General features: G+C 71.0%; 14 protein-coding genes. 5 read left to right on the top strand and 9 right to left on the bottom strand.

Going from position 1 to position 12,778, the window contains the following annotated elements; genetic code table 11:
- Window positions 1-23 precede the first annotated feature (23 nt).
- From QNO09_RS21220 to QNO09_RS21210, 3 genes are all read right to left on the bottom strand, one after another.
- On the bottom strand, window positions 24-905 hold the full coding sequence (locus QNO09_RS21220) for an alpha/beta fold hydrolase (protein ID WP_283971793.1): 882 nt from the start codon (window positions 903-905) through the stop codon (window positions 24-26).
- An 80-nt stretch (window positions 906-985) separates the two neighbouring features.
- Window positions 986-1,714, bottom strand: coding sequence for an SDR family oxidoreductase (locus tag QNO09_RS21215; protein WP_283971792.1), 729 nt, complete (start codon window positions 1,712-1,714; stop codon window positions 986-988).
- A 609-nt stretch (window positions 1,715-2,323) separates the two neighbouring features.
- Window positions 2,324-4,810: an alpha-L-arabinofuranosidase family protein gene (locus QNO09_RS21210; protein WP_283971791.1), complete on the bottom strand. Its 2,487-nt coding sequence runs from the start codon at window positions 4,808-4,810 to the stop codon at window positions 2,324-2,326.
- Window positions 4,811-4,947: 137 nt separating this feature from the next.
- On the opposite strand from QNO09_RS21210, the gene QNO09_RS21205 reads away from it, so the two are divergent.
- Window positions 4,948-5,418, top strand: a complete 471-nt coding sequence (locus QNO09_RS21205; RefSeq protein WP_283971790.1) for a DUF6314 family protein — start codon at window positions 4,948-4,950, stop codon at window positions 5,416-5,418.
- On the opposite strand, the gene QNO09_RS21200 is transcribed toward QNO09_RS21205, so the two are convergent.
- The 3 genes from QNO09_RS21200 to QNO09_RS21190 form a co-directional block, all read right to left on the bottom strand.
- The gene (locus QNO09_RS21200; RefSeq protein WP_283971789.1) at window positions 5,400-5,993 is read right to left on the bottom strand and encodes a histidine phosphatase family protein; all 594 of its coding nucleotides are present in this window, start codon (window positions 5,991-5,993) and stop codon (window positions 5,400-5,402) included. The two genes, QNO09_RS21205 and QNO09_RS21200, sit on opposite strands and share 19 nt — an antisense overlap.
- A gap of 73 nt (window positions 5,994-6,066) precedes the next feature.
- The gene (locus tag QNO09_RS21195) at window positions 6,067-6,507 is read right to left on the bottom strand and encodes a GNAT family N-acetyltransferase (protein WP_283971788.1); all 441 of its coding nucleotides are present in this window, start codon (window positions 6,505-6,507) and stop codon (window positions 6,067-6,069) included.
- Window positions 6,508-6,548: 41 nt separating this feature from the next.
- Window positions 6,549-7,985 (bottom strand): aminotransferase-like domain-containing protein, encoded by a 1,437-nt coding sequence (locus QNO09_RS21190; RefSeq protein ID WP_283971787.1) that lies wholly within the window; start codon window positions 7,983-7,985, stop codon window positions 6,549-6,551.
- Here QNO09_RS21190 and QNO09_RS21185 point away from each other — a divergent pair.
- Window positions 7,984-8,904 carry a DMT family transporter gene (locus tag QNO09_RS21185; RefSeq protein WP_283971786.1) on the top strand — a complete coding sequence of 307 codons (921 nt, stop codon included), beginning with the start codon at window positions 7,984-7,986 and terminating at the stop codon, window positions 8,902-8,904. The two genes, QNO09_RS21190 and QNO09_RS21185, sit on opposite strands and share 2 nt — an antisense overlap.
- A 91-nt stretch (window positions 8,905-8,995) precedes the next feature.
- On the top strand, window positions 8,996-9,196 hold the full coding sequence (locus QNO09_RS21180) for a DUF1918 domain-containing protein (RefSeq protein ID WP_010045242.1): 201 nt from the start codon (window positions 8,996-8,998) through the stop codon (window positions 9,194-9,196).
- Between the two features lies 1 nt (window position 9,197).
- On the opposite strand, the gene QNO09_RS21175 is transcribed toward QNO09_RS21180, so the two are convergent.
- A complete protein-coding gene (locus tag QNO09_RS21175) occupies window positions 9,198-10,427 on the bottom strand; it encodes a glycoside hydrolase family 10-like protein (protein ID WP_283971785.1) in 1,230 nt (409 codons plus the stop codon).
- A 179-nt stretch (window positions 10,428-10,606) separates the two neighbouring features.
- On the opposite strand from QNO09_RS21175, the gene QNO09_RS21170 reads away from it, so the two are divergent.
- On the top strand, window positions 10,607-11,482 hold the full coding sequence (locus QNO09_RS21170; protein WP_283971784.1) for a 3-hydroxybutyryl-CoA dehydrogenase: 876 nt from the start codon (window positions 10,607-10,609) through the stop codon (window positions 11,480-11,482).
- A gap of 22 nt (window positions 11,483-11,504) precedes the next feature.
- On the opposite strand, the gene QNO09_RS21165 is transcribed toward QNO09_RS21170, so the two are convergent.
- Entirely contained in the window at window positions 11,505-11,735 is a 231-nt protein-coding gene (locus QNO09_RS21165) for a hypothetical protein (protein WP_283971783.1), read from the bottom strand.
- Window positions 11,736-11,955: 220 nt separating this feature from the next.
- On the opposite strand from QNO09_RS21165, the gene QNO09_RS21160 reads away from it, so the two are divergent.
- Window positions 11,956-12,213, top strand: coding sequence for a hypothetical protein (locus QNO09_RS21160; protein WP_283971782.1), 258 nt, complete (start codon window positions 11,956-11,958; stop codon window positions 12,211-12,213).
- A gap of 1 nt (window position 12,214) precedes the next feature.
- On the opposite strand, the gene QNO09_RS21155 is transcribed toward QNO09_RS21160, so the two are convergent.
- Complete coding sequence (locus QNO09_RS21155; protein ID WP_283971781.1) at window positions 12,215-12,760, bottom strand: NUDIX hydrolase; 546 nt, start codon at window positions 12,758-12,760, stop codon at window positions 12,215-12,217.
- Between the last annotated feature and the right edge of the window lie 18 nt (window positions 12,761-12,778).

Here is a 12,778-nt window from a genome sequence, read left to right as displayed (position 1 = left end):
GTGTCCCGCGGCCGCGGAAGTGATCAGCCGACCGAGTTCAGGAGCTCGGCCGGCACATCGGGCCTTTCCAGGGCGATGAAGTGGCCGGCCTGCCGGACCTGCTGGAAATCGGCTTCGGGGAGCAGTTGTCTGTTCGCCTGCCGGTCCGAGGCGCGGGACCAGTCCTGCTCCCCGTAGATCAGGTGGACCGGTGCGGTGACCTCGGGATAGCGGGGGCGGGCCGCGGCGAGGCTGGGCAGGTTCCCGTACACGGCACGGGCGACGGTCGGGTATCCCGGGCGGCGGCCGACCTTGAGGAGTTCGTCCAGGTAGTCGGCCCGCAGAGCGGTCTTGTCGACGAGGCCGCCGCTCAGCACCGCGCGCATGACGGGCCGGGGCTCCACCTTGGCGAAGGCCGGTCCTACACCGGGCGCGAGGATGCCGGGGACGATCAGCCGTGCCAGGAGACCTGACCTGGCGATTCCGCCCGCGTAGTCGTAGGGGTTGACCGCCACGACCCGACGGACCCGCTCGGGGAGATCGGCCGCCGCGGTGAGGGCGAGCACGGCGCCCATCGACTCCCCCAGCAGCGTGACGTCACGCAGATCCAGTTGGGTGAGAAGTCTCTTGACCGCGGTACGCATGGCGGGCTCCTCGTAGGAGGCGCCGGGCACGATCTGCGAGTAGCCCATGCCGGGCAGATCGAGCGCGTATACGGTGTACCGCTCCTGGACCAGCGGGATGAGGTGGCGGAAGTGCTCGGCCTGGGTGCGCACGGTGTGCAGCAGGACCAGCGGCGCGCCCGTTCCGCCTGCGAGGTAGCGCAGCCGTCCCTCGCCTCGGCCCTCTGTGGGGTTCGGGTCGAGGAAGTGGGTGCTGGTTCCGGGGATCCTGATGGCGGATTCGGTTCCGCTGGTCACTGGCATGTTCATCTCCTGGGATGTGATGGCTCCGGCCGTACCCGGCCCGTCGCCGGTGCACGTCCGCGACGCGGCCGCGGTACGCCTCACTCGGGCAAGTCCTGGGCGCCTGCGGCTACTTGGGGATAGAGAGCTGTGACGTCAGCGGACAGGGCGCCCTTGACCTGGCGGGTCAGGTCGTCGATGAGGACCTCGGGCGCGTTGGCCTGGATGCCGTCGAGGGCCAGCTCCGCGACGGTGTGCGGGGAGTTCTTGGGCGCGTCGAGGCCGGCGACCAGGTCGGTGTCGACGTAGCCGACGTGCAGTCCCGTAACGGTGATCCCACGCGGGCGCAGCGCCAGGCGCAGCGCGTTCGTCTGTGACCACAGCGCGGACTTGGACGCGCTGTACGCCTCCACGCCGGGGAACGTCACCCAGGACAGCACCGAGTGGACGGTGAGGATGTGACCGCCCCCGTTGCGTTCCAGGACCGGAACGAACGCACGGGTGGTGTGCAGGGGCCCGAAGAAGTTGATCTCGAACTCGCGGCGGACGTCGTCGACCGGGGAGTCGAGGAAGGACCCGCCGAGCAGCGCTCCGGCGTTGTTGATCAGGATGGTGGCGTCCTCGACCTGATCCGCGGCCGCTGCGACGGATTCCGGATCGGTCATCTCGAGGGCCAGCGGAACCGCGTCCGGGTGGGTGACGGTGCGGGGATCGCGGGCCGTCGCGTAGACCTTGGCGGCACCCCTCTCGTAGAGGGCCTGCACCAGCGCCTTGCCTATTCCCCGGCTGCCGCCGGTCACCACTGCCACCGAGCCCTTGATGTCGGTCATGAGCTGCCCCTTCCGCCAGAAAACCGATCGGTTTCACTCGACTGTAAACCGATCGGTTTCACGATGGCAAGTGCCGACGTCCGACGGGTCCTTTCTGTCGCGGCGGTGGTAGGGGTGACATCTGCGGAACGTCCGGCGAATCGTGTCGCCCCCCAGGCACACGGACGCGAAGACCTCCTTCTTCGACGTGGTTGACGCCACAGACCTCGAGGAGCAGCCGGTTCCCCAGCCCGCCCACGACCAGCGGCCGAGTGGTGGCCTGGCTAGTGCCACGCGGACGTCTGGCGCGGAGCGTGAGCCGCAGCCGGCACCCGATCCGCCGGAAAGGTTCCGGCCCCGAAGGGCGGTTGCACCTCTCCGGTGCGCAATGGTGCGAGGCGCTTCGCGCAGCAGCCGCTGCCGCTGCCGACGGTCCCGGGGGTGGACGGCCCGCCGCTGAGCCCGCCCCACCGTCGCGCCCGGACCCGTCGCACGGGGAAGAACACGCACCGCCCCGCTCGGCGGGCGTCACGGTACGGCGGCGTGGGGCACACCGGCGACGGGCTCCGCTCGCGGTGACGCGCGTGGTGCGGGCCGTTGCCCCGGGGGCAGCGGCCCGCACCGGCGGTCCTACCTCTGCTTGATCCTGAGGAACGTGACGGAGTTCGCCGGGAAGGTGTACGTGAACTTCTTCGCCACACCCCGGAAGGTCGACGTCACCGGCGTCACCGGGGTGTCCGTCTCGGTGTTCACGGCGTCCTCGTCGGCGGCCAGGGTGGTCACCCGGGCCGTGGAGGAGACCTTGGCGCCACCGAGGTCGACGGCCGTACGGGCCTCGGCCGGCTGGGCGTTGACGACCTTGACGATCAGGTCACCGGTCCGGGCGTCCTCGGTGACGACCTGGCGGAACGGCTCGGCAGGCTTGTCGTCCTTGAAGCTGCCCCACTCCTCACCGTCCAGGAACAGGGTGACCTGGCGGCCGCGGACCTTGATGTCGATGTCGTAGGCACGGCCGGTCTCGATCGATCCGGCCTTCGTCATCAGGGTGCCCTTGCCGCCGTCCACGGCCTGCTCGATCGCGGACTGGGTGTTGTTCCAGCCGCCGAGGTTCCACCAGTAGTAGTTGCCGGTGTCCTTGACGCCGAAGGCGACGAGGAAGCCCTCCTTGCCGGACTTCTTGGTGGCCTTCACATGCAGGTCGTAGTCCTTCCACGCCGGGTCGCCCGCCGTGACCATGGTGTTCTCGGCGGCGGTGTCGGTCTGGACGTACGCCCCGTCCTGGATGCTCCAACTGCCCGCGCCGGAGTGCCTCCACCGCGAGGCGTCACCGGAGAAGTCGTCGCTCAGCAGGGTCGATCCGTCCGCCGAGGTGACCTTCACGTCGTCGTACGCGGCGCTGGTCGCCCACGTCGACAGGCCGACGGCACCGGTGATGGGGCCGCTGACGTCCGGGGTCGTGGTGGCCTCGGAGGGGACCACGCGGTCACCGACGTTGTTCATGAACAGCTTCTGGACCTCGTAGTTGGCCGAGTTCCAGGAGGCACGGTTGTTGAACCAGATCATGTCGGGCCGCCACTGCACGTAGTCCTCGTTGGCGAGCAGCGGGGCGTAGGAGGCGAGCTTGACGATGTCCGCGTTGCGCTCCAGGCCTGTCATGTAGGCGGCTTCGGAGAGGCCGTTCTTCCAGGCGTTGCCCTGGGAGGCGTACTCGCCGAGGAAGACCTTGGGGCCGTTCCTGTCGTAGGAGTCGTAGCGGTCGTTGTTCTGGAGGAACCAGTTCGGGCTGTTGTAGTAGTGCTCGTCGACCATGTCGACCTTGCCCTCGCGGTTGAGCTGCCAGGCGGTGTCGAAGGTCGCGCCGGCGTCGTCCGGGCCCGAGTTGGAGATGACGGTGATGTCCGGGTGCTTCGCCTTGATCGCGGCCCGGAACTGCTGGAAGCGGGCGAAGAACTCCTCGGGGAGGTTCTCCTCGTTGCCGACTCCTATGTGGGTCAGGTGGAAGGGCTTGGGGTGGCCCATCCGCGCGCGGACCTTGCCCCACTTCGAGGTCGCCGAGCCGTTCGCGAACTCGATGAGGTCGAGGGCGTCCTGGATGTGCCGCTTGAGCAGGGCGTCGTCGTCGGTGGCCTTGTTCTGGCCGCAGCCGGTCACCAGGGCGGGGACGACGGGCAGCGGCATGGCGCCGATGTCCTCGGAGAAGCGGAAGTACTCGTAGTAGCCGAGGCCGTAGCTCTGGTTGTAGCCCCAGAAGTTGGCGTTGGTGGCACGCTCCTCGACCGGGCCGATGGTGTCCTTCCACTGGTAGCTGCGCTTGCGCTGCCAGTTCGAGGCCTCGCTGTAGTCCTCCATGGAGCCGGTGTTGACCAGACAGCCGCCGGGGAAGCGCACGAAGCCGGGCTTCAGGGCGGCGATCTTCTCGGCGAGGTCCTTGCGCAGGCCGTTCGGCTGTTTCTTGTAGGTGTCGCGCGGAAAGAGCGATATCTCGTCGAGCGCGGCGGCGTTCGCCGAGGCGACGGCGAGCCGGCCCCGGTTACTGGTGCGGGTGGCGGTGAAGGTGGCCTTGTACTTGGTCCAGCCGCCCTTCACGGCCACCTGGCGGGCGGTGGCCAGGCCGCCGGCGGCGTCCTTCAGCGAGACGGTGAGCGTGGTGCCGCTCTCGGCGCGGGCCCACACCGAGAAGTCGTACCTCTTGCCCTGCTCGACCCTGACGCCGGTGTTGTAGCCGGCGTTCGTGACGGATGAACCGGCGCCCAGGGAGAGGTAGTTGCGGTTGCGGGCGTTGAGCCGGCCCGCGTCGTTCACGACCTGGGCCGTGCCACCGGCCGTCCAGGAGGTCAGGGGCGTGTAGGAGCCGTTGTCGGCGGTGGAGTACTCGAAGGAGCGGTTCTGCACGAGTTCGGCGTACAGACCGCCGTCGGCGGCCCGGTTGATGTCCTCGAAGAAGACGCCGTACATCGTGTCGTCGATCTTCGCGCCCTGAGCGGACGGGTGGACGGTGATCGCGTAGTCGGTGACGTCCTCGGCGTGCGCGGGGGCCGGTACGAGGGCTGCTGCCGTCAGGAGGGCGGTGGTCGTGAGACCGACTCTCCATCGGGTGCGGGCGGCGGTGCTTGGCATGGATACTCCGCGGCTCTCTGGTAGAGGAGTGTTCGAAATATCAGACATTGATCAGCACTTCGAACGGCAAGATAGGGAGGGGGAGAAGGCGCGTCAATGGGTCGCGCGACAACGACTGGGACGGAGAGCGGGGCAGGATGGGCGAGTTCCGGCCGGTGCCGGACGCACTGGCGTATCTGGCCGGGCGCTGGCGGGTGTCACGGTCGGTGCGGGATCTCGCGAGCGGCGCGGAGGGTGAGTTCACCGGTGTCACGGAGTTCGGCCCGCTGCCGGACGAAGGCGACGGGCGCGCCGCACCGGTGACCGGCGGGCTGCTGCACCACGAGTCCGGCACCTTCGTCTGGCAGGGCGTCGCCCGGCCCGCCGAGCGGACGCTGCGCTTCCTGCCGGGTCCGGGCGGCGCGGCGGACGTGCGGTTCGCCGACGGGCGGCCGTTCCACGACCTGGACCTGACGTCCGGCCGGCATGTCACCGGCCATCCCTGTGCGGCCGACCTCTACCGCGGCGAGTTCACGGTCCGCGACGCGGACCACTGGCGGACGGTGTGGCGGGTCCGCGGTCCCGCCAAGGACCTGGTGCTGACGACCCGTTACGCGCGTGAGGGCTGAGCCGACGCCTTGTCGAAACGCAGGTTCCAGCGGCCCGCCCGGCCCGTCACGCAGGTCGTCGACAGCGGGCGGACGTCGAGGTTCCAGTAGGTCGAGGGCGGCGCCTTCAGCACATAGACCAGGGCGGCCCGGATCACGGACGGTTCGGCCACCGCCACGACCCGGCAGCCGTCCTCGACGGGCCGGGTGTCGAGCCAGCCGCCGACACGGGTGATGAAGTCGACCAGGGACTCGCCGCCGTGCGGGGTGGCGCACGGGTCGGCGAGCCAGGCGTCCACCGCCTCCGGCTCCCGGGCCATGGCCTCGCCGAGCGTCAGCCCGCGCCACCGGCCCATGTCGCAGTCGCGCAGGCCGAGCTGCACCAGCGGCGCGTACCCCAGCCCCTCCCCCGTCGACCGGCTGCGGGGGGCCGGTGAACAGCAGCGCAGCTCCGCCGCTGCGAGCGGCAGCAGCTCCTGGGCGACGCGCTCCACCTCACCCCAGCCGGCCTGGTCCAGCGGCCGGTCGTCCTCGAAACGCTCGGCGAGCAGAGCGGAGCTGCGCGCGGCGGCGACGAACGTGACCCTCAGTGGCATGCGGCGATCGTGAGGTCCCCAAGTGCGCAGGTCAAGGGGTGTTGCCTACGAGTTACCCAGGGTGTGCCGACCTTCACCGGCCGAAGACGAGCGCCATCCAGTGCTCGGGGCGCTCCAGCGCCGCGAACCCGTGCTTCTCGTACACCCCGTGCGCGTCGTGCGTGGCGAGCAGCACCCGCCGCACCCCGTACGACCGCGTCTCGTCCCGTACGGCGCCCACGAGCGCGCTGCCGACCCCCTTGCCGCGCACCGACGGATCGACGTAGACGTCACACAGCCACGCGAAGGTCGCCCGGTCGGTGATCACCCGGGCGTAGGCGACCTGCTCCCCCGACACCCCGTCGTACACGCCGAAGTTGAGCGACCCCTCGATCGCCCGGTCCTGCTTCTCCCTGGACCGGCCCAGCGCCCAGTAGGCGTCGGTGGACAGCCAGTGGTGCACCCGTCCGGCGTCGATACGGGCCGGGTCGGTGGAGATCTCGTAGCCCTCGGGCAGGCTCGGCGTGTCGGTCATGTCCGCGATGCTGGCAGGCCGCCCGGACGTGCGTCGAGTGGTTATGCCGGCACCGCGTCGCAGGCGGTGCGCAACCGCCGTACACCCTCGGCGATCTCCCCGGTTCCGGCGACCGCGGCGAAACTCAGGCGGATGTGGGCGGCCGGTGGTTCGGCGCTGAAGTACGGGCGGCCGGGCGTGAGGGCGACTCCGGCGCGCAGGGCCGCGGAGGTCAGGGCCGACTCGTCCGTGCCGTCGGGCAGGCGGGGCCACAGGTGGTAGCCGCCGGACGGGACGTGGGGCAGGGAGAACTCCGGCAGGTGCAGGGCGAGTGCGCCGGTCATCGCGTCCCGGCGGGCCTTCAGCTGGGTGGAGAGGGCCCTCAGGTGGCGCGGCCAGGCGGGCGAGCCGACGAGTTCGAGCGCGGCCTCCTGGAGGGGGCGCGGCACGAAGAACGTGTCGACGACCTGGATGGCGCGCAGCCGTTCCAGGACCGGCCCGCGGGCGGCCAGGGCGCTCACCCGGAAACTGGGCGAGGTCGCCTTGGTCAGGGAGGAGACGTGGACGACGACGCCGTCGGGATCGTCGGCGGCCAGCGGGCGCGGCAGCGGCCCCGCGTCCTCGTGCACGAGCCGCCGCACGAAGTCGTCCTCGACCACGAAGGCGCCCGCCTCCCGGGCGATGCGCAGCACCTCGGCGCGCCGTCCGGGCGCGAGCACGGCACCGGTCGGGTTCTGGAAGAGCGGCTGGCAGACGAAGGCCGGGGCGCCGGTGGCGCGGAACGCGTCCGCGAGCAGCTCCGGCCGCACACCGTCGGCGTCCACCGGGACGGGCACCGGACGCAGGCCGGCCGCCCGGGCGATGGCGAGCATGCCGGGGTACGTCGGTGACTCGACCAGGACGGGGGCGCCGGGCGGGGCGAGGGCGCGCAGGGCGGTGGTGAGCGCGGACTGGCCGCCCGCGGTGATCAGCACTCCGGCGGCCGTGACCGAACCTCCGATGCTCCGCGCGAACCATTCGCGCAGCTCGGGCAGCCCCTCCATGGGAGGTCGTCCCCAGGCCCCGGGACGGCGCCCGGCCCGCGAGAGGGCGGCGGCCATGGCCCGCTCGGGCTGCAACGACGGGTGCAGATAGCCGCCGTTGAACTCGATCACGCCGGGCGGCGGCGCGGCCAGCGACACCAGCACCCCGGAGGCGTCCACCGAGCGCGGCACGAGGTCGGCGGTACCGTCGGCGCTGAGGGCGACCTCCTGCCAGGAGGTGTCCCCCGCGGGGGCCGGTGCCGTCCGGGGCTGTGCGCGGAACGCGCCGGCGCCGGGCCGGGTGACCACCAGACCCTCGGCGGCGAGCTGCGCCAGCGCCCGCGACACCGTCACGGGACTCACCCGGAACCGTTCCACGAGCGACCGACTCGACGGCAGTTTTCCACCCGGTGGATAGCGGTCGAGCTCCCGCCTCAGCTGTTCCGCGAGTTCCCCTACGCTGCTACGCTCTTGCATGAGAGCAGAGAGTAGCGCTACTGCCGCACCTTCGATAACAGTCGTCGCCTCGGCACCGAAGCGCCCCGGCTTCGGCACCCTCCAGGCCGCGCTCGGCGTCGTGGCCTTCTCCCTCACCTTCCCGGCCACCGCGTGGGGACTGGAGGGTTTCGGGCCCTGGTCGCTGGTCGCCGTCCGGAGCGTCCTGGCCGCACTCATCGCGGGCGGCTGTCTGCTGGCCCTGCGCGTACCGCCGCCCGCCCGGCGGCACCGGCCGGGACTCGCGATCGTCGGGGCCGGTGTCGTCCTCGGCTTCCCGCTGCTGACCACGCTGGCGCTGCGGACGTCCACCACCGCGCACGCCGCCGTCGTGGTCGGCCTGCTCCCGCTGACGACGGCGCTCTTCTCCGCGCTGCGCGTCGGCACCCGCCCCTCGCGCACGTTCTGGGTCGCCGCCCTCGCGGGAGCGGCGGCGGTGCTGGCCTTCACGGCGCAGCAGAGCGGCGGCGCCCTGACCACCGCCGACCTGTACCTCTTCGCCGCGCTGCTGGTCTGCGCGGCCGGCTACACCGAGGGCGGCAGGCTGGCCCGGGTCATGCCGGGCTGGCAGGTGATCGGCTGGGCGCTGGTGCTGTGCCTGCCACTGACCGTGCCCGTCGCCGCGCTCGCCCTGGCGCACGAACCCGTGCGGCTCACCGCGCACAGCGTCACCGGACTGCTGTGGGTCGCGGCGGGCTCACAGTTCGCCGGGCTGGTCGTCTGGTACCGCGGCATGGCGGCCATCGGCATCCCCAAGGCCAGCCAGTTGCAGCTCGCCCAGCCGCTGCTCACACTGGTGTGGTCGGTGCTGCTGCTGGGCGAGCACCTCACGGTCGCCGCCCCGTTGACGGCCGCGGCGGTGCTGGTCTGCATCGCCGTCACACAGCGATCACGCGGCTGAGCGGCACGGCGCACGGCCCTCGCCGGCAGGCGCCTTTCGGCCTGGGCCTCAGGCCACGGCCGCTGCTCCGCACCTCGTGAGGAGGACCCAGATGCGCGCAACCGTGGGTGACCAGCTTGTCCAGCACGGCAGGGTGGTCGGTCAGCACGACAAGGTCGGCGAGATCGTCGAAGTGCTCGGCCAGGAGGGCAACCCGCCGTACCGGGTCCGGTTCGAGGACGGGCACGAGGGCGTGTGCTCCCCGGGACCCGACACGGAGATCCGGCACCGGGAGACCACCACCGGGCCGTGAGTCAGCGTGGGGGTGTCGCCGGCTCCGGGTAGTGGTCGGCGACCACCCGCGCCATCGCCCCGATCCGGTCGGCCGCCACGTCCCTGGCGGCGAAGTAGACGTGTCCGCGCACCTCCGGATGCTGCCCGGCCAGCGTCAGGTGCCGGGACAGCTCGTCCGTCCGCTGCCACGCGGCGGGCTGCGCCGGGTCACCGGCCTTGTACAGCGCCTCCCCCACGTAGAGCTGCGTCGCGCTGCCCCGCGCGACCTCCGCCCACCAGGGCACCAGCTTCGCGTAGTCGGCGGCGGTGAAGCCGATGTTCCAGTACAGCTGCGGGACGATGTAGTCGATCCAGCCTTCGCGCACCCACGTCCGCGTGTCCGCGTGCAGGTCGTCGTAGGTCTCCACGCCCGCCCGCGTGTCCGAGCCGAGCGGATCGGTCGCGGCGTTGCGCCACACGCCGAAGGGGCTGATGCCGAAACGGGCGCCCGGCCGGATCTCCCTGACGCGGTCCGCCGTCTCCCGCACCAGCCGGTCGATGTTGTCCCGCCGCCAGGCGGCCCGGTCGGGGAAGTCGCCGCCGTGCTCGTCGTAGGCGTCGTCGTCGTCGAAGCTCTGCCCCGCCACGGGGTACGGGTAGAAGTAGTCGTCGAAGTGGACGCCGTCCACGGGATACCTCGCCACCGCGTCGAGCATCGCGTCCTCGACGAAGGCACGGACCTCGGGCAGCCCCGGGTTGTAGAAGAGCTTCCCGCCGTACGTCACCACCCAGTCCGGGTTCCGCCGGGCGGGGTGGGAGGCGGCGAGCCGGGCCGGGTCGGCGTGGGCGGCGATCCGGTACGGGTTGAACCAGGCGTGCAGGTGCAGGCCCCGGGCGTGGGCCTCCTCCACGGCCGTGCCCAGCGGGTCCCAGCCGGGGTCCTCGCCCTGGGTGCCGGTGAGGTACTGCGACCATGGCTCGTACGGTGAGGGCCACATCGCGTCCGCCGTGGGCCGGACCTGGAAGAACACGGTGTTGAGCCGGTTGCGGACCGCGGTGTCGAGGTGGGTGAGCAGCTCGGCGCGCTGCTGCGACGCGGTCAGCCCGGGCTTCGACGGCCAGTCGCGGTTGGCCACGGACGCGAGCCAGACGCCCCGCATCTCGGAGTCCGGCGCTCCGCCCCGGCGTCCGGTCGCGGCCGACGCCGAAGGCATCATCGTGAAAGCCGACAGCGCCGCCACCGCGAACGCCCTGCGTGACACTCGTCCCATCCGCATGCCCCAAAAGCCGCGGATCCGCCCGGTCGCGGATCGCTCCGGGGCCAGCATGCCCGAATCGCACCCGCCCCCCGCGATCGATCATCGATACTTGGCGGTAACGTGCACGAACGGAGCAGGCGCCGGGACCCGGCCCGCCTGCCCGGTCGTGGATCAGCAGCGAAAGGGTCGATGTGACGGACACCCCAGCGGGAGACATTGCACGCGTCGGAGTCGTGGGCTGCGGTCAGATGGGCGCGGGGATCGCCGAGGTGTGCGCCCGGGCCGGCCTGGACGTCATGGTCGCCGAGACCACCGGCGAAGCCCTGGAGATCGGCCGCACCCGGCTGTTCACCTCCCTGGCCAAGGCCGCCGAACGCGGCAAGATCACCGAGGAGGAGCAGGAGGCCACGCTGGCCCGCCTGAGCTTCACCACGGACCTCGGCGAGTTCGCCGACCGCGACCTCGTGATCGAGGCCGTCGTGGAGAACGAGCAGGTCAAAACGGAGATCTTCCAGGTGCTCGACCAGGTCGTGACCCGGCCCGACGCCATCCTGGCCTCCAACACCTCCTCCATCCCCCTGGTGAAGCTGGCCGTGGCGACCTCGCGGCCCGACCAGGTCATCGGCATCCACTTCTTCAACCCGGCCCCGGTGCAGAAGCTCGTCGAGCTGATCCCGGCGCTCACCACGTCCGAAGGCACGATCAGCCGCGCCCAGCTCTTCACCGAGAAGCTGCTCGGCAAGCACGCGATCCGTGCCCAGGACCGCTCCGGCTTCGTGGTGAACGCACTGCTGATCCCGTACCTGCTCTCCGCGATCCGGATGTTCGAGACGGGCATCGCCAGCCGCGAGGACATCGACAACGGCATGGAGATGGGCTGCGCCCACCCGATGGGCCCCCTGAAGCTGTCCGACCTGATCGGCCTGGACACGGTCGCCTCGGTCGCGCAGTCGATGTACGAGGAGTACAAGGAGCCCCTGTACGCCGCTCCCCCGCTCCTGCAGCGCATGGTCGACGCGGGCCGGCTGGGCCGCAAGACGGGCTCGGGCTTCTACACCTACGCCTGACCGTCCGGCTGCCGCAGCCACCTCAACGCCGCCGTTCCTCCGGCCACGGCCGGAACCGGCGGCGTCCCCATTCCGCCGCCCGCTCGTTGAGGCGGCTGCGCAGCCAGCCCATCCAGAGGGCGAGCGGAGTGGCCACCAGGGCGAGCAGCAGCGCCGTGCCCCATCCCGTTCCGCCGGAGGAGTACCGGAACACCAGGACCGACAGCGCGTAGAGCGCCAGCGCGTACACCGCGTACTTCCGCCACTTCCTCATGCGGTCCCGGGTACCCGCCGAGACCGATTACGGACGGTCAGATTTCGGCCAGTCGGCGGGCCCGGCACCTGAGTTGGCGCCGGGCCCGCGGCATTCACACACCGTGTGCGCGCCGGGCTCGCATATGCCCCTCGCACACTCTCCCCAGGCGCCCACCAGGCGAGTTGACTCCCCATGAGCATGCAAGGGATGTGAAACGACTACGGAAAGGAGCGGACTCGTGACCATCGATCCCGAGCATCCCGTCGTCCATGGAGAACTCGCAGAGTTACGACGCCGCCTCGATGTGGCCTACGCCCGCGTGGAGGGCGGGCTGGCGCTGCTCAGTCACCGCACCGAGGAAACCGCCAAGGAACTCGACGAGCTCAACACCCGGATCCACACACTCGAACACGCGCGCTGGCCGCTGCCCGCGGTCGCCGCCCTCACCGCCGTGGGTGCCCTCGTCGTGGCGATCTGGCAGGCGCTGGGGCATTAGCTCAGGGCAACGGGTCCTGACCCAGCCTCAGATGGTGCAGCAGAAGTAACGCGGCCGCCATGTTGGCGGCCGGGACCTCACCGCGGGCGACCATGTCCGGGACGAGTTTGAGAGGCACCCATTCCCGGCGGTCCGACTCGAAGTCGTCCACGGGGTGCCCGACGTACTCGCCGTCGGCGGCCCAGTACACGTGGTGCCGGGCGTCGGTGAGCCCGTTGGACGGCTCCACGCTCATGAGGTGGTGCAGGGGCCCCGGCCGCCAGCCGGTCTCCTCCTCCAGTTCCCTGGCGGCCGCGCGGGCGATGTCCTCGCCGTCCTCGACCACCCCGGCCGCGAGTTCCCACCCCCAGCTGTCGGTGATGAAACGGTGCCGCCAGAGCAGGAGCACCTCGTTGGCCTCGTTCACGACCGTGGCCACCGCGACGGGCCTCAGCCGTATGAGGAAGTGGTCCAGATGCCGGCCGTCCGGCAGTTCGACATCCGCGAGATTGACGCTGAACCAGCGGTTTGAGTACACAGTTTGCTCGTTGTGTTTCGTCCACTGCACGGTTCTGCCACCTTCCGT

Origin of the sequence: Streptomyces sp. 378 (assembly GCF_030124145.1) — a bacterium.
Lineage (GTDB): Bacteria > Actinomycetota > Actinomycetes > Streptomycetales > Streptomycetaceae > Streptomyces.
Note: the sequence above shows the minus strand (reverse complement) of the source record. Positions and strands in the feature narration are given on the sequence as shown.

Excerpts from the sequence above, each read along its gene's own strand:
- QNO09_RS21210 (WP_283971791.1), bottom strand. The coding sequence starts at position 4,810 with ATGCCAAGCACCGCCGCCCGCACCCGATGGAGAGTCGGTCTCACGACC.
- QNO09_RS21165 (WP_283971783.1), bottom strand. The coding sequence starts at position 11,735 with ATGAGGAAGTGGCGGAAGTACGCGGTGTACGCGCTGGCGCTCTACGCG.
- QNO09_RS21220 (WP_283971793.1), bottom strand. The coding sequence starts at position 905 with ATGCCAGTGACCAGCGGAACCGAATCCGCCATCAGGATCCCCGGAACC.
- QNO09_RS21190 (WP_283971787.1), bottom strand. The coding sequence starts at position 7,985 with ATGCAAGAGCGTAGCAGCGTAGGGGAACTCGCGGAACAGCTGAGGCGG.
- QNO09_RS21180 (WP_010045242.1), top strand. The coding sequence starts at position 8,996 with ATGCGCGCAACCGTGGGTGACCAGCTTGTCCAGCACGGCAGGGTGGTC.
- QNO09_RS21205 (WP_283971790.1), top strand. The coding sequence starts at position 4,948 with ATGGGCGAGTTCCGGCCGGTGCCGGACGCACTGGCGTATCTGGCCGGG.
- QNO09_RS21215 (WP_283971792.1), bottom strand. The coding sequence starts at position 1,714 with ATGACCGACATCAAGGGCTCGGTGGCAGTGGTGACCGGCGGCAGCCGG.
- QNO09_RS21200 (WP_283971789.1), bottom strand. The coding sequence starts at position 5,993 with ATGCCACTGAGGGTCACGTTCGTCGCCGCCGCGCGCAGCTCCGCTCTG.
- QNO09_RS21195 (WP_283971788.1), bottom strand. The coding sequence starts at position 6,507 with ATGACCGACACGCCGAGCCTGCCCGAGGGCTACGAGATCTCCACCGAC.
- QNO09_RS21185 (WP_283971786.1), top strand. The coding sequence starts at position 7,984 with ATGAGAGCAGAGAGTAGCGCTACTGCCGCACCTTCGATAACAGTCGTC.
- QNO09_RS21175 (WP_283971785.1), bottom strand. The coding sequence starts at position 10,427 with ATGGGACGAGTGTCACGCAGGGCGTTCGCGGTGGCGGCGCTGTCGGCT.